Here is a 15,369-nt window from a genome sequence, read left to right as displayed (position 1 = left end):
CGAGGGACCGCATTTCCGAAGGGCAACATATTCATTTGTTTTCCTAACTAACCAGGGCACGTCGACCGCTGATGCGCGTGACTTCTGCAAACCAGCCCGGTTCTGGTTACCATCCTCCGAACCCGTCGCGCCTGGACGTCGACGCAATCCGCAAACTCGTTCGAAGGAGCAGAAATGGATCTCAAGATCGCCAACAGGCTCGCGCTGGTGTCCGGTTCGACGAAAGGCATCGGGCATGCCATCGCCGTGGCGCTGGCGCGTGAAGGCGCGCGCGTGATCATCAACGGCCGCTCGCAGGCGTCCGTCGACGCGGCGCTCGCGAAGCTGCGCGAACTCGTGCCGAACGCGCAGGCCGAAGGCTTCGCGGGCGACGTCTCGGACGCCGCGCAGGTCGACGACCTCGTGAAGCGCTTTGCGCATGTCGATATTCTCGTCAACAACATGGGCATCTTCGATCCGAAGCCATTCGAGGAGATCCCCGACGAGGAATGGCTGCGCTTCTTCAATGCCAATGTCATGTCGGGCGTGCGACTGTCGCGTGCGTATCTGCCGAAGATGAAGGAGAAGAACTGGGGCCGCGTCGTGTTCATCAGCAGCGAGAGCGGCATCCAGATTCCCGTCGAGATGATTCATTACGGCATGACGAAATCGGCGCAGATATCCCTCGCGCGCGGTCTCGCGGAAACGTGCGAGGGCACGAACGTCACGGTCAATTCAGTGCTGCCGGGGCCGACGAGTTCCGAGGGCGTCACCGAGTTCGTCGAAAAACTTTCGGGGGGCAAGAGCTTTCAGGACTTCGAGACGCAGTTCTTCGAAGAAGCGCGGCCGACCTCGATTCTCAAGCGCTTCATCACGCCCGAGGAAATCGCGAACATGGTGGCGTATGTGTGCTCGGAGTTGTCATCGGCGACGAACGGCGCGGCGTTGCGCGCGGACGGCGGCGTGATTCGCGCGGCGTTCTGAGCTCGTTCCGGGCTTATCTGCCGATGAGCTCGCGCGCCCGTTCGAGCGCCTCGACGATGGCCGCGACGGTTCGCTCGCGCGCGGCTTCGTCGTTCTGCCGAAGCGCATACGACGGGTGATACGTCGCGACAACCTGTTTATCCCGATACGGCACGACGCGTCCCAGATGCGCGGATAGCGTCGCGCGTCGTCCGAAAAGCGCCGTCAACGCCGTCGCGCCGAGCGTAACGATCACGCGCGCGCCGACCTCGTGCAATTCCTGTTCGAGCCAGTACGAACACGCTTCGACTTCCTGTTGCGCGGGCGTCTTGTGCAGACGCCGCTTGCCGCGCGGCTCCCACTTGAAATGTTTCACCGCGTTGGTCAGATAGACCTGCTCGCGCGGCATGCCGGCGCGCTGCATCGCTTCTTGAAGCAGTTGCCCCGCCGGGCCGACGAACGGCTCGCCCTTCAAATCCTCCTGATCGCCGGGCTGTTCGCCGAGCAGCATGATGCGCGCATCGGCCGGGCCCGCGCCGCGCACCGCCTGCGTCGCGTTGCGCCACAGATCGCAGCGGCGGCACGTGTCGAGCGACGTGGGCGCGTCGCGTTCGGGTTGTGCGTCCCGCGCCTGTACCTGCACCGCCTTGCCGCCGAGCGCGCCGACGCGCTGCGCCTGCGCGACGCGACGTGCGCCGCCGCGCGCAGCGCTCACGAGTTGCGGAATCAGCGCACCTTCCGGCAGCCCTTTCCAGAAACGCACCGGCATGTGCTGTTCGAGTGCGGATTCGTTCAGGCGCGCGGGATTGAAGATGCTGCGGTAGTAGGTCATCCAGAGCGCTTCGGCCGCGTCGGGCGTATCGCTCGCATGATCCGATGCGAGCGCGGGGCGGCGTTCCAGTTGCAGGCGCTCGCCGTCGAACATCGCGGCGCCGTCGGGCGTCGCGATGAGCCACGTCGAGCGTCCCATGCGTGCCGCGAAATGCTCCGCGCCCCAGGCGAGGACGTCGTGGCCGGGCTCGTACCACGCCACATATTCGGGGGCGCCGAGCGATGCCTCGCGCTGCCGGAAGCGCACGTACGCGATCATGTCGTGCTGCGCCCGGCGCACCGCCTTCGCCATCCTGTAGAGGCGCGCGCCGTCTTCATCGGCGGGCGACGCAACTGCGCGGTCGCCTTGCGCCCAGCGCCAGAGAACGCGATAGAGGAAGCTCCAGCGGCGGGCATCGCGGAAATGCGCGGCGTCCTTCAAAAGCGACGCGAGTTCGCGTGACACGCGGATTTGCGGCCCGTGAGCTGCGTTGGCCGCGGGCGCCGGTTCGCTGAACAGCGCCGGCTGCGCCTCCGGCGTGCGCCAGTCGATCGCTTCGGGCGTGAGTCCTTGCGCGAGCGCATCGAGCGCGGCGACGCGCCATGCGTCGAAATCGTCGTCGATGACGATGACGTGCATCAGATCAGCGAAAGCTGCACGGGACCGGTGGCCAGCGCGCGCCGAAGATTTTCGGACGGCGACTCGGCAAGCGGCGGCCGGTAATCCGCCGTCACGACGAAAGGCTTCACCTTGTCCATGCCGCAGCGCAACTTCACGAGATCCTGATAACGCACGCGCCGCGCACGCCGCAGCTCGACGATGCGCTTCGCATTGCGCATGCCGATGCCGGGCACACGCGCAATCATGCGCGCGGGCGCGGCATTCAGATCGACGGGAAAGCGGTCGCGATGCGCGAGCGCCCACGCGAGCTTCGGGTCGACATCGAGCGGCAGATTGCCGGCATCGCCGAGCAGTTCGGCGGCGCCGAATCCATAGCCGCGCATCAGAAAGTCCGCCTGATACAGGCGATGCTCGCGCAGGAGCGGCGGCGCTTGCGACGGCACCCCCGACGGGCTGTCGGGAATCGGGCTGAACGCCGAGTAATACACGCGCTTCAACTGATATGAGCCGTATAGCGTCTCAGCGGTGCCGAGGATCGTGCGATCGTCGGTTTCGTCGGCGCCGACGATCATTTGCGTGCTCTGCCCCGCCGGCGCGAAACGCGGCGCACGCGGCTCGACTTCCGACTCCTCCCGCGCGACGCGAATGTTGCCCATCGCCAGCCTGATCGTGCGGCCGCTTTTTTCGGGCGCGAGACGCTCGAGGCTGATTTCGGTCGGCAACTCGATGTTCACGCTCAGGCGGTCGGCGTGGCGTCCCGCTTGCGCGATGATCTCCGGGTCGGCATCGGGAATCGTCTTCAGATGGATATAGCCGCGAAAGTGATGCTTCTCGCGCAGCGTCTTCGCGACGAGGACGAGTTGCTCCATCGTGTAGTTCGAAGAACGAATCACGCCGGAGCTCAGGAACAGTCCGTCGATGTAATTTCGGCGATAGAAGTCGAGCGTCAGGCTGACGACTTCCTCCGGCGTGAAACGGGCGCGCGGCACATTGCTGGACCGCCGGTTGATGCAATAGCGGCAATCGTAAAGACAAAAGTTCGTCAATAAAATCTTGAGCAGCGACACGCAGCGGCCGTCAGGCGTGAAGCTGTGGCAGATGCCCGAACCGGTGCTGGCGCCGAGACCGTCGATGCCGCGCGACTCACGTTTCGGCGCGCCGCCGCTCGCGCATGAAGCATCGTACTTGGCGGCGTCCGCAAGGATTTCGAGCTTTTCGGAAAGGTCCATCTTGCATATGATACTGTATGTCACGAGAGGTGAGGAGTCAAACGCAAATACGCTTGCGCACGCTTCGCGCCTGCCCGCGAAACACATTTCCCGGAGCCTTTTTTATGCGATTCGACTACAAGACTTTCCATATCGATTGCACCGCGCGTCACGACCAGGACGGCAGCTACTACGCTCACGCGAAGATCACGCATCTGCCGGACGAACACGCGGCGCACGTGGAAGTTTTCGAATCCGGCGAACTCGATGCGTTCGCGACCGAATCCGATGCCGTGCATTGCGCGCGCGCGTGGGCCATCGAATGGTGTGACGAGGCGCTTGCGTAACGATCGCGTCGTTTCCCGCAGCATGGTCTGATGCACCGCCATTGCCGCGCGCTCGCGGGCGGCACGGCGATTGCGCAAGTCAAACGGCGACGCTGCAGCATTCTGCGAGGCGGAGCGTATCGAGACCATCGATCAACGGGAGGAAACCATGAAAAACGCAAAGAGAAGTCTGCTTGTTTCGGCCATGATTCTGAGTCTGTCGGGCGCGGCGTTCGCGCAAGGCGCGGGCGGCGGCGCAGGTGGCGGCACGGCGGGTGGCAACGGAGCGGGTCAAGGCGGAACCGGGATGAGCACGCCCAACGCCAACGGTGTGACGGGCACGACCTCGGGCGCATCGGGCGCAAACACAATGGACTCGTCCCAAAGCAGCAAGATGCACAAGAACAAGAAGAGCAGTTCCGACTCGGGTACGTCGAGCGGCGGCGCTGCCAAGTCATACTAAGCGTTTGGAAGTCGTTGCTTCAACGCGCTCGGGCTACTTGCTTGCCCGAGCGCGTTTTTGATGTTCTTCAGCACCCTACCGAAGCATCCCTACCAAATAGGGATTTCTCCCGCTCCTTCATCGCCGTAACGTAGCCACTGAGCGCCATGCGTTGCACTCGACGCGTCTTCTTTCGTCGCGCCGGGTAGCGCATCTTTTGCCATTGGCCGTTGCGCTCGAACCCATCCATCGACAAAGCGGCAAGGAGTCCGAGAATCGTGTTCCCGGCTGCTTGTGCATTTCGTTCAAGGAGCTGGAGCATGAAGTCCAAAGTCAGTCCAACACTTTTCGCGATGATGGCCGCATGCGCGGTCGTCGCCAACGTCGGCGGCATCGGTGCGGCACATGCCGAGGGCATGCCCGCCGATGCGCAGCAACTCGTTCAGACGATGCGCCCGATGTACATGTCGCAGGCCGCGCCGGAGCAGCAGACGGCCGCCATGCCCGCGGCCCAGGCCGATGACGCCGCTTACGGCGGCATGACCGCCGGCGCAGGCGCATCCGCGAGCGGGCGCGCTCAGACCGGCTGCGCCGCGACGCCGCGCTGCGACATCTTCTTCGGTCAGTAAGCGAGCGGAGTTCTACCCGAAGCGAGTCGTCCACGCGAATGACGCGGTGACCGACTCGCCCGGCTTCAACACCGCGCCGCCCTTCATCGCGTGATCGACATGGAGATTGACCCAATCCGCCACGTTGCTCACCGGCTCCACGCAGAGCAAATCGGGATGCGACGCCGGCGCGTACACCACCATGTGATCGAACGGCGCCTCGGCGCTCAACGTGATCGCGCGCCCTTCGTCCGGCCACGCGATTGTCGCCGTACGCGACCAGCCCGCGAAGTTGTTGTCGAGATCGAACGCATCCGGGCACATGCCTTCTTTCGACGCCATCGCATCGACGCACGGATGCGCGCCCGCGTGCGTCGGCAGCAGATCCGGCGTGCTATGCCACATCGCGGCGACGCGTGCGTGAACGCGTGTGTTTCGCGTGCGCGGATAGTATGGGTGATGCCCCATGCCGAAGGGCATCGGCCGATCGGACAGGTTGCGCGCGCAGATCGTGACGGTTAGCGTGTGTGCATCGAGCACGATGTCCTGAGTCGCTTCATACGCGAACGGCCAGTGATGCCCCGCTGCACCCGAAGGCGCGTGCAAAAAATGCAAACGCGCGCGCGAGTTCGACCCCTCGACCACTTTCCACGGCAAGCGCCATGCGTTGCCATGAAGCGCATGAGCGAAGGCATTGCCGTCGCCGGACAGATCGACGATCGCACCGCCGAAACTGAAACGCGCATCTCGGATGCGGTTGCAATACGGCAGGAGCGGAAAGCTCGCCATGCCGAGCGGATCGCGCGCGTCGAGCGCGGCAGGCGTCGCGGGACGCAGCCAGTCGATCGAACGGCCATCGCGTGTTTCGTCGAAGGCCGCGATCGATCCGCCCACGTGCGGCGCGAGCAGTACGCGCCGGGTGCCGTGACGCAGCTCGACGAGCGTATCCGACGGCGCGGCGCTCAATACGCGAACTGCCGGTAGCTTTCGTCGAAGGTGCGCGCCGTCTTCTCGACCAAGGGATTGAAGCGCAACAGACGCCGCGCTCGCGCAGGCAGTTCGGCGAACACGTCGCGCGGCACGTCGATATGCACCTCGGGCCGGAAGTACCACGCGCGGCTGTAGCCGATCACCACCATCGGACGTGGATCGCCGCTCAGATTCGGCGTGCCGCGATGCAGCCCGCGAACATCGCGAATCATCACGTCGCCGACTTTCATCGGCACTTGCTCGGCAGCGAAGCGCCCTGCTTCGAGGCCCGCCAGCGCTTCGTCCCGCGACATGCGATGCGTGCCGCGCGTCGTTTCCAGCGGGCCGTTGCGCGCATCGACATCGACGAGCGGGAAATTCACCGCAAGCTGGAATGAAGGCGTCTCGGGTGCGTCGTCGAAAAGCGGCGGTGTATCGCGATGCCAGTCCTGGTACTCGGAGCCGGCTACGGGCGTATCGGTGGCGAGTTGGCACATTACCGGATCGCGCCCGGCCACTCGCTCGACGATGCCGACGATGTCTTCATCGCAAAAGATCGAGGGATCCGCGAACACGCCTTCGAACGGCAGCGTGACGTAGTAGCGGCCCGGTCCGCGATTCCCGCTCGTCGATGCTTCGCGTGCCGCATCGACGTGCGGTTGCAGAAGCGGCGCGAACGCATCCCTCCAGGCTTCGAGCGCCGCACGCGGGAAATGGTCGCGCAGAAGCAGAAAGCCGTCTCGTTCGAACGCTTCGGCGAACGCGTCTCGCGTGGTCTCGTCGTATTTGCGCATGCGCAATCTCCTCATTGCGAGTGTGAGAACAGAATCGCACGCGTGTAATTCGTTCGTCAATATTATTAGTCATAACCGGTGAAAACCCTGATCTGAAATGCCCAATAAACACGTGCTTTCCGCGTCGTTCATCACTAATATTAATGGCAAGTTTTTCCGTCCCGCGCGACGTCGTCCGCGCAGGGTCCAGACGCCGCACGCAGCGCACACGATGAAAAAATCCACGCAACGCCGCCCGACGATGACCGACATCGCGAAGCTCACCGGAGTGTCGCAATCGACGGTCTCGCTCGTGCTCAACAACGCAAGCGGCGCGAAGTTTTCCGACACCACGCGCGACAAGGTGCTGCGCGCCGCGCAGGAACTCGGCTATCGCATGACGCAGCGCGAGCCGGTCACGGCACTGAAGAGTCAGGGCGAACGCAATCTGATCGTTTATCTCGCCGACGAAATTTCGACGAGCCCGCATCCGGTCGTCAGCATCGACGGCGCACGCGATGCCGCCTTTGCCAATGGCCGCATGCTCGCGGTCTATTCGACGCACGGCAACGCGGAAATCGAGGCGCGCGTGCTCGACGCGACGCTCGGCAATCCGAACGTGCTGGGCGTGGTCTACGCGACGGTCTACACGCGCCGGGTGACGCTGCCAGCGGTGCTCGCCAGAGTTCCGACCGTGCTGCTCAACTGCTATACGAGCGATGCAAGCGTGTCGTCGGTCGTGCCCGCCGAAGTCGCGGGCGGCCATACCGCGACGGATCATCTCCTCGCCGCGGGCCACAAGCGCATCGGCTATATCAACGGCGAACCGTGGCAGGACGCGGCGCGCGACCGGCTGAAGGGCTACCGGACCGCGCTCGCGACGGCCGATCTGCCGTTCGCGCCCGAACTCGTGCGCGAAGGCGACTGGAGCCCGGACACCGGCTTCGAGCACACGCTCTCGCTGATGCGCGAGCCGAGCCCGCCGACCGCGATCTTCTGCGCGAACGACCTGATGGCGCTCGGCGCAATCGAGGCGCTGAAGCAGCTCGGCCTGCGCGTGCCGGACGACGTCTCCGTGCTCGGGTATGACGATCAGGAGATCGCGCGGCATACGCATCCGCCGCTTTCCACCGTCGTGCTGCCGAACTACGAGCTTGGGCGCTGGGCGGTCGAGACGCTGCTACAGGAGGAAGAGAACCGCGCCGCAGGCGCGCCGGTGCGGCGTCGCACCGTGAAACTCGACGGACCGCTGATCGAGCGCGGCTCTGTCAGGGAAATCGCCGAAGCCCGGCAACTCGCAATTAATATTATTAGTGATTAGACGTTAATAAACGGCAATGAAACAATCGCCGAAGTCGTAGTACGCATGACTACTCTCGCAGCAGGCAGACCGGGCAACACAAGCATCGGCACGACCAAAAAGGCAAACCATCCTATGGAGGAAGACATGCTGTCGCTAGAGAAGAAATCGCGCATGGGCCTGCGCCCGCTCGCCGCCGCACTGACCGCACTGACGCTCGCAGCCGGCTTCACCGCCGCCCACGCCGCCGATGACGGACTGCCGAAAATCCCGAACAAGAAGCCGTTGAAGGTCGGCTTTGCCCAGACGGAGAGCAACAACCCGTGGCGACTCGCGGAAACCAAGAGCTTCAAGGAGATCGCCGCGAAATGCGGCTGGCAGATGGTCATGACCGATGCCAACAGCTCGGCGGCCAAACAGGTCTCGGACATCCAGAGCATGATCGCGCAGCATGTCGATCTGCTGGTGTTCCCGCCTCGTGAAGAGAAGCCGCTCGTGCCCGTCGTGATGCAGGCGAAGAAGGCGGGCATTCCGGTGATTCTCGTGGACCGCAACATCGACCAGTCGATGGCGAAGGCGGGCAAGGATTACATCACGTTCATCGGCTCGGACTTCATCGATCAGGGGCACCGCGCCGCCGACTGGCTCGTGAAGGCGACGAACGGCAAGGCGACGATCATCGAACTGGAAGGATCGACGGGCGCCTCCGCGGCGAACGATCGCAAGAAGGGCTTCGACGAAGTCATCGCGAAGAATCCGGGCATGAAGATCGTCGCGTCGCAAAGCGGCGATTTCGCGCGCGACAAGGGCCGCCAGGTGATGGAGACGCTTCTGCAGGCGCATCCGGATGTCACCGCCGTCTACGCCCATAACGACGAAATGGCCCTCGGCGCGATCGCCGCGATCAAGGCGGCGGGCAAGCAGCCGGGCAAGGACATCGTCCTCGTGACGATCGACGGTACCAAGGGCGGCCTCGAGGCGATCAAGGCGGGCGAACTCGGCGCGAGCGTGCAGTCGAGCCCGTTCTTCGGGCCGCTCGCATGCGATGTCGCGCAGAAGTACGCGAAGGGCGAGACGATTCCGCCGTGGGTAAAGGTCTCGGATCGCTTCTACGACAAGAGCAACGTCGACGCGAGCATGCAGTACGGGTATTGAGCGAAGCGTGTGTGTCTTGCGGGCGCCTGATCGAAGGCGCTCGCTTTTTCATTTCGACGGACTCACGGCATGGCTCAGACTCCCCTTCTCGACATGCAGGACATCGACATCGCGTTCGGCGGCGTCGCGGCGCTCAAACACGCGCGCCTCTCAGTTGCGGCCGGCGAAGTGCACGCGCTCATCGGCCAGAACGGCGCGGGCAAATCCACGCTCATCAAGATTCTCACGGGCGCATATCGCAAGAGTGCGGGCACGATCCGCTTCGATGGCCGCGAGGTCGATTTCCGCACGCCCAAGGACGCGCGCGAAGCGGGCATCAGCACGATCTATCAGGAGATCAATCTCGTGCCGTTCCGCTCGGTCGCGGAGAACATATTTCTCGGACGCGAGCCGCGCCGTTTCGGTCTCATCGACTGGAAGACCGTGCAGCGGCGTGCGGCTGAATTGCTCGAATCATTCGGATTACGCATCGATGTGAAGAAGCCCGTGCGCGAGTATTCGACCGCCATTCAGCAGATGGTCGCACTCGCACGCGCGGTGTCGTCGGATGCGAAGCTCGTCATCATGGATGAATCGACGTCTTCGCTCGACGAACGCGAGGTCGAACTGCTCTTCAACGTCGTGCGCCGTTTGCGCGATGACGGGCGCGCGGTGACCTTCGTGTCGCATCGGCTCGATGAACTTTATGCACTGTGCGATCGGGTCACCGTGATGCGAGACGGTCAGACCGTCGCCGAAAATTCGATGCAGGAGATGGACAAGCTGAAGCTCGTCACGACGATGCTCGGCCGCACGCTCGCCGCCGTGGTGCACGAGGACAGCGCGGTGAAAGAAGCGAATCTAGCGAAGCGCGGGCCCGTCGTGCTCTCCACGCAAGGCCTCGCCGCGGGCGCGAAAGTCACGGACGTATCGCTCGATGTGCACGCGGGCGAAGCCGTCGGTCTCGCGGGATTGCTCGGCTCGGGACGCACGGAGACGATGCGCCTTCTCTTCGGCGCGGATCGTCCGGCGAGGGGCGTGCTCGCTGTCGGCGGCGAGAGCGCCGCGTTCAAATCGCCGAAAGATGCGATCGCGCGCGGCATCGCTTATCTGACGGAAGATCGCAAGGCCGAAGGCATCGTGCCGGAGCTCTCCGTGCGCGACAACCTCACGCTCGTGTGCCTGCCTGCGTTGACGAAGCGCGGCGTGGTGGACGTCTCGAAGCAGCGCGAGATCGTCGATGGTTTTGTCGAATCGCTCGGCATCAAGCTGCGTTCGCCGGACCAGCCGATACGTGAACTCTCGGGCGGCAATCAGCAGAAGGTACTGCTCGCGCGCTGGCTCGCGACGCACCCTCGCCTGCTGCTGCTCGATGAACCCACCCGCGGCATCGATGTCGGCGCGAAAGCCGATGTCGCAAAGATCGTGCGTGAGCTGCGCGATGCGGGCCTTGCGGTGCTGCTGTCCGCATCGGAACTGGAAGAACTCACCGCCGTGGCCGATCGCGCGGTCGTGATACGCGATGGCGAAACGGTCGCGCGACTCGACGGTGCGCAGATGAACGAGGCCTCCATCATGGACGCGATCGCTTACGGCGCGGGCGCGGAATCGACACTCGCCGAAGCGGTGGAGGAAGCCAGACATGATCGATGACACCCAACGCGCCGCGCCGATCGCGCAGGCGCCCGTGAAGAAAAAACGCGGCGTCGCGATTCAGCGCGAAGTCGCCGTGCTACTCGCGATGATCGTCTTCAACCTGATCTTCACGCAGCACTTTCTTTCGTTGCAGACGTTCAACGTGAACCTCACGCAAGTGGTGACGATCGTGATCGTCGGCATCGGCATGACGCTCGTCGTTGCAACAGGCGGCATCGATTTGTCGGTTGGTGCTTCGATGGCGATCGCCGGTGCGCTCGCGCCGATGCTCTTCATGAATATCGACGGGCCACCCGGCGTTCTGCTCGCGTTCACGTTGCCGGTCATCGCCGCTGCCGCGTGCGGCGTCTTCAACGGTTTTCTCGTGACGCGCCTGAACGTGCAGCCGATCGTCGCAACGCTCGTGCTGTTCATCGCGGGACGCGGCATCGCGCAGGTCGTCACCGATGGCAGTCTGCAGGCGTTCAACAATCCGGCGTTTCAGTGGATCGCGCTCGGCAAGGTCGCGGGCGTGCCGTTCCAGATCCTGTTGATGCTCGCGCTCGTCGCGTCGTTCACATGGATCGTGCGCAAGACGCTCTTCGGCAAATACCTGCTCGTGACGGGCGGCAACGAGGATGCCGCGTATCTCTCCGGCATTCCGACCGCGCGCGTGAAAATGATCGCGTACACGGCATGCGCCGCGCTCGCGGGCCTCGCGGGGCTCATTTCGATATCGGTGAATTCATCGTCGGATGCGAACGTCGTGGGTCTGGGCGTCGAACTCGATGCGATCGCGGCGGTGGCGGTCGGCGGCACTGCGCTGACGGGCGGCAAGGCGTACATCACGGGCACGCTGATCGGCGCGCTCATCATTCAGTTATTGCGTTACACGCTACTCGCGCACGGCATTCCGGATGCCGCCGCGCTCGTGCTCAAGGCCGCGATCATCATCGCCGCGGTGTATGTGCAACGCAAGCGAGGCTGACTTTGCCATGAAAAAGAACTTGCCCATTCTGATCGCGCTCGTCGCGTTGCTCGTGCTTGGCGTCATGCGCTATGAGCATTTCCTGTCGGCGTATAACGTGACGTCGTTCTGGCGATACAACTCGATGTTCCTGCTGATATCCATCGGCATGGCGTTCGTGATCATCACGGGGGGCATCGATCTGTCGGTCGGTGCTGTGGCTGCGCTCGCGAGCGTCGTATCGGCGCTGGCGAGCCCGCACGGGGCGTGGGCGGGCGTGATCGCGGGATCGCTCGCCGGGCTCGCGGTAGGCGTGTTGAACGGACTCGTCATCACGCACATGCGGATCCTGCCGTTCATCGTCACGCTGGCGACGAGCCTCGGCGCGCATGGGCTCGCGCTCTTGCTCGGTCATAACGATGCGGTGGCGATATCGTCGGACATGAACTTCGCCGCATTCGGGCAAGGCGATTTTCTGGGTTTGCCGATTCCGGGAATCGTCTGTGCGGCGGCGGCCGTGATCGGTTGGATTGCGTTGCGCAGCTCGCGGTTCGGGCGGCATGCGCTCGCGATCGGCGGCAGCGAAGAAGCTTCGCGATTGATGGGTCTGAATGTCGATCGCACGCTGGTGTTGGTTTATGCAGTTTCCGGCTTGCTCGCCGGCATCGCCGGCGCCATTCTCGCCGCGCAGTTCGGCGCGGGCCAGCCGAACGAGGGCGTCGGCTGGGAGTTGTTCGCGATTTCGGCCGTGGTGCTCGGCGGCACGCGCCTGACAGGCGGCGAAGGTTCCATCGCGATGACGATCGCCGGCGTCGCGCTGCTTGGTCTTGTGTTCAATCTTTTGAACTTCGAAAACGGGCTGGGGTACATCTCGCTTTCCGCTTACTGGCAGTCGGTGATTCGCGGGCTGTTTTTGTTGCTTGTGATCGTGTTGCAGGCGCGCGTTCTGGGTGGGAAGAAGGCGGTGAAGGTGGCACATTGAGGGATGGGGGTGCATGCAGTTGCCCCCGGCGGCGTCGACAAGCCTGCCTGCTGCGCATCAAATAGCTGACGAACGAGAATCGAGCCTCACGAAGTAACGGCAAAAAAAAATCGGCCCGAGCAAAAAATCGCCGGGCCGCGAACCAATCAAGAAAAATCCATCAAGCGTGCCGATGCTCCGGCAGCCTCTCAACCCCCGCATCCTCCCGACGCGTCCCTGACACTGCCTTCGCGCCCGGAATGTCCCGCCCGCGCAGCGAGCATCCCACGGTCTCGGTGACGAACAACAACGCAATGGCGCCGACCGCGCAAGCACCCATCATGTAATACGCCGGAACCAGCGTGCTGCCCGTGCGCCCGATGAGCCAGTCCGTCACCATCGGCGCAGTGCCGCCGAAGATCGACGTCGAAATGTTATAGGCGATCGCCATGCCCGCATAACGCGCCTGCGTCGGAAACATCGCGGGAAACATTGCCGAGATGCTCGCCAGTTGCGGCACATAAAGCAGCCCCAGCACGCCCAGCCCGATCAGCGCGCCCGCGATGCCATGCGACATCAACGTGAACATCGGCACGGCCGCGACGAAGATACCGGCGAGCGAAAGCCACCACACCTTCTTTCGCCCGATGCGATCCGACAGTGCGCCCGCGAACGGCAGCAGCACCATCATCGACAACATGCCGATCAAGGGCAGCAGCAGCGAAAGGTTATCGCTCATGCCGAGTTCCTTCTTCATGAAGGTCGGCATATACGCGAGCAGCACGTAGTTCACCACGTTCAGCGCCACGACCAGCCCGCCCAATTGAAGCAGCGGCTTCCAGTAGCGCGCGAAAAGCTCACCCAAGGGCACGCCCGCATGATGTTCGCGTTCGGACGCTTCGGCGCACTCGCGGAACACCGGCGTATCTTCCATCTTCGAACGCAGATACAGGCCGATCAGACCGAGCGGCGCCGCGACGAGGAACGGCAGGCGCCAGCCCCATGCGTGCATCGCGTCGTTGCCGAGCAGAACCGAGCATCCGAGCATCAGCAATGCGCCGAGCGAGAACCCCGCTAGCGTGCCGAACTCGAGGAAACTGCCGCAAAAGCCGCGCTTGTCATCGGGCGCGTACTCCGCCATGAACGTCGCCGCGCCGCCGTACTCGCCGCCCGTCGAGAAGCCCTGGATCATGCGCAGCGCGACGAGCGCCGCCGGCGCCCATAAGCCGATGCTTCCATACGACGGCAAGAGGCCGACGAGCAGCGTGGCCACCGACATGATGATGATGGTCAGCGCGAGCACATGCTTGCGGCCGAGCCTGTCGCCAAGCGGCCCCCAAAAGAGTCCGCCGAGCGGCCGGACAAGGAAGGAAATCGCAAAGGTCGCGAGCGCGAAGAGGGTGGCCTGCGCGGTGCTGCCGGGAAAAAGCGCCGCCGAAATATAAGTGAGGCCGTAGCTGTAGATGCCGTAGTCGAACCACTCGGTCGCGTTGCCGATGGCCGAGGCCGCCATGGCGCGTCTGATGGGTCCGCGCGCCTGCGCGTCTGGCTTCGTGGATGGTTGCAGGTAACTCATAGTCGTTGTCCGGATGCGTCAGTGACCCGGTGCTGCGCCTGAGTTGCGCGCCACGCACCGCCTTGAGGTCAAGATACAGACGCATGCGGCACGGCTGGCATGTCCTAGGACGATCGCAACGCTGGGGTTTTCCCCGAAACGCGGGCGATTCTTGCCGATCGACCGCGCATACGCGGGGCTATTTACCGCGTTGCTCCGATTCGGGCGGTCGGGCCTGCCGACTGTGTGGATATCCGCGCATCGTGCCGTTTCGTCGACAAGCGTCATAGGACATTAGCAAGCGATGCGATCAGCGCTCCGGATTTGCGATATCCGCCGTGACGATACGTCTGCCGAGTTCTTCGGCGGCGCGCCGCGCATCCTCGCTGGATTCGAACGGGCCGATGGTCTCGCAGCCGTCGAAGGGATAGAGCACGCGCTTGTCCCGTTTGCGAACTACTTTGAGTGTGCCAATGTGCATGCCCGTCGCGTTGACCACATACGACGCGTAGATATCGAAGCCTTCGTAGATTCCGGCTTCGGAGTTGAGTGTGGTTCTAGGCATCGGTCTGGACATGTTCTCGAACGTCGTGGCAGCGTGAGTACGCAATGTGCTTGTGCTGCATCGGTTCAGCAAAAAGCGTTCCGAAGGCCCACGCGGCCCTGCCTTGCGCGCGCGTGCGGCCTTGCTGGAGATGGTGCCGACCATCCCGGTCGCATCGCTCGTCGCGAGCGGCGATGACGACATAGGCGTTCAGCAGGCCGGCGAATTGCTATCGGTGCCGGGCGCGCAATTCGTCGGGCGGATTCCGGAGGAAGTGCAATCGGTCGGCGTGGAGCATGCGGACGAGGCGCACGCGCTGCAGCGCTTTCTCGGGTCGACGCAGGCGCAGGACACGGTGCGCGCAACGGGCCTCGATTCGTCGCCGCGCCCTGAGCGCGTTTGCGGACGGGCCTCACACGCGCAGGGCCGACGCGAAGCGAAGCGTTTTCCGTGCGAGAATTCGAAATCGCCTGCGCGCCGTGCAAACGCGGCGCGCGGGCGATTCGAGCGTTAATTCGGGCATTGCCGCCACATGACGTCGCCGCATCGAGAGACCGGGCGAGGAGACCAAGC

Annotated in this window: 16 protein-coding genes; 10 read left to right on the top strand and 6 right to left on the bottom strand. The window is 63.8% G+C overall.

Annotated elements, in window-relative coordinates; all coding sequences use genetic code 11:
• Positions 1-174: 174 nt before the first annotated feature.
• Positions 175-963 carry an SDR family NAD(P)-dependent oxidoreductase gene (locus NCT32_RS25780; RefSeq protein WP_061116345.1) on the top strand — a complete coding sequence of 263 codons (789 nt, stop codon included), beginning with the start codon at positions 175-177 and terminating at the stop codon, positions 961-963.
• Positions 964-976: 13 nt separating this feature from the next.
• Here the strand turns inward: NCT32_RS25780 and NCT32_RS25775 are convergent, their stop codons facing one another.
• Positions 977-2,392 (bottom strand): UdgX family uracil-DNA binding protein, encoded by a 1,416-nt coding sequence (locus NCT32_RS25775; RefSeq protein WP_250477813.1) that lies wholly within the window; start codon positions 2,390-2,392, stop codon positions 977-979.
• The gene (locus tag NCT32_RS25770; protein WP_061116343.1) at positions 2,392-3,603 is read right to left on the bottom strand and encodes a putative DNA modification/repair radical SAM protein; all 1,212 of its coding nucleotides are present in this window, start codon (positions 3,601-3,603) and stop codon (positions 2,392-2,394) included. Before NCT32_RS25770 ends, NCT32_RS25775 begins: the two co-directional genes overlap by 1 nt.
• A 104-nt stretch (positions 3,604-3,707) precedes the next feature.
• On the opposite strand from NCT32_RS25770, the gene NCT32_RS25765 reads away from it, so the two are divergent.
• From NCT32_RS25765 to NCT32_RS25755, 3 genes are all read left to right on the top strand, one after another.
• Positions 3,708-3,929 carry a hypothetical protein gene (locus tag NCT32_RS25765; RefSeq protein WP_061116342.1) on the top strand — a complete coding sequence of 74 codons (222 nt, stop codon included), beginning with the start codon at positions 3,708-3,710 and terminating at the stop codon, positions 3,927-3,929.
• A gap of 148 nt (positions 3,930-4,077) precedes the next feature.
• A complete protein-coding gene (locus tag NCT32_RS25760) occupies positions 4,078-4,371 on the top strand; it encodes a hypothetical protein (protein WP_086960751.1) in 294 nt (97 codons plus the stop codon).
• Positions 4,372-4,670: 299 nt separating this feature from the next.
• Positions 4,671-4,979, top strand: coding sequence for a hypothetical protein (locus NCT32_RS25755; protein WP_250477812.1), 309 nt, complete (start codon positions 4,671-4,673; stop codon positions 4,977-4,979).
• Between the two features lie 12 nt (positions 4,980-4,991).
• Here the strand turns inward: NCT32_RS25755 and NCT32_RS25750 are convergent, their stop codons facing one another.
• Together NCT32_RS25750 and NCT32_RS25745 are read right to left on the bottom strand one after the other, a co-directional pair.
• On the bottom strand, positions 4,992-5,924 hold the full coding sequence (locus NCT32_RS25750; RefSeq protein WP_061116340.1) for an aldose 1-epimerase: 933 nt from the start codon (positions 5,922-5,924) through the stop codon (positions 4,992-4,994).
• A complete protein-coding gene (locus NCT32_RS25745; RefSeq protein ID WP_061116339.1) occupies positions 5,921-6,721 on the bottom strand; it encodes a phytanoyl-CoA dioxygenase family protein in 801 nt (266 codons plus the stop codon). The genes NCT32_RS25750 and NCT32_RS25745 overlap by 4 nt, the downstream gene beginning before the upstream one ends.
• Before the next feature lie 211 nt (positions 6,722-6,932).
• Between NCT32_RS25745 and NCT32_RS25740 the strand changes: the two genes are divergently transcribed.
• From NCT32_RS25740 to NCT32_RS25720, 5 genes are all read left to right on the top strand, one after another.
• Positions 6,933-8,021: a LacI family DNA-binding transcriptional regulator gene (locus NCT32_RS25740; protein WP_250477811.1), complete on the top strand. Its 1,089-nt coding sequence runs from the start codon at positions 6,933-6,935 to the stop codon at positions 8,019-8,021.
• A gap of 126 nt (positions 8,022-8,147) precedes the next feature.
• Entirely contained in the window at positions 8,148-9,155 is a 1,008-nt protein-coding gene (locus NCT32_RS25735; RefSeq protein WP_061116524.1) for an ABC transporter substrate-binding protein, read from the top strand.
• 69 nt (positions 9,156-9,224) lie between these two features.
• Complete coding sequence (locus NCT32_RS25730) at positions 9,225-10,787, top strand: sugar ABC transporter ATP-binding protein (protein ID WP_250477809.1); 1,563 nt, start codon at positions 9,225-9,227, stop codon at positions 10,785-10,787.
• A complete protein-coding gene (locus tag NCT32_RS25725; RefSeq protein WP_061116336.1) occupies positions 10,777-11,757 on the top strand; it encodes an ABC transporter permease in 981 nt (326 codons plus the stop codon). Before NCT32_RS25730 ends, NCT32_RS25725 begins: the two co-directional genes overlap by 11 nt.
• Before the next feature lie 7 nt (positions 11,758-11,764).
• On the top strand, positions 11,765-12,718 hold the full coding sequence (locus NCT32_RS25720; RefSeq protein WP_061116523.1) for an ABC transporter permease: 954 nt from the start codon (positions 11,765-11,767) through the stop codon (positions 12,716-12,718).
• A 160-nt stretch (positions 12,719-12,878) separates the two neighbouring features.
• On the opposite strand, the gene NCT32_RS25715 is transcribed toward NCT32_RS25720, so the two are convergent.
• On the bottom strand, positions 12,879-14,273 hold the full coding sequence (locus NCT32_RS25715) for an MFS transporter (RefSeq protein ID WP_061116335.1): 1,395 nt from the start codon (positions 14,271-14,273) through the stop codon (positions 12,879-12,881).
• Positions 14,274-14,562: 289 nt separating this feature from the next.
• Entirely contained in the window at positions 14,563-14,817 is a 255-nt protein-coding gene (locus NCT32_RS25710) for a DUF6723 family protein (RefSeq protein ID WP_061116334.1), read from the bottom strand.
• A gap of 103 nt (positions 14,818-14,920) precedes the next feature.
• Between NCT32_RS25710 and NCT32_RS25705 the strand changes: the two genes are divergently transcribed.
• Complete coding sequence (locus NCT32_RS25705) at positions 14,921-15,310, top strand: hypothetical protein (protein ID WP_143756270.1); 390 nt, start codon at positions 14,921-14,923, stop codon at positions 15,308-15,310.
• Positions 15,311-15,369: the final 59 nt, after the last annotated feature.

Origin of the sequence: Caballeronia sp. INML2 (genome assembly GCF_023631365.1) — a bacterium.
GTDB lineage: Bacteria > Pseudomonadota > Gammaproteobacteria > Burkholderiales > Burkholderiaceae > Caballeronia > Caballeronia turbans.
The sequence above is the reverse complement of the archived record's forward strand: the minus strand, read 5'-3'. Positions and strand labels throughout refer to the sequence as shown.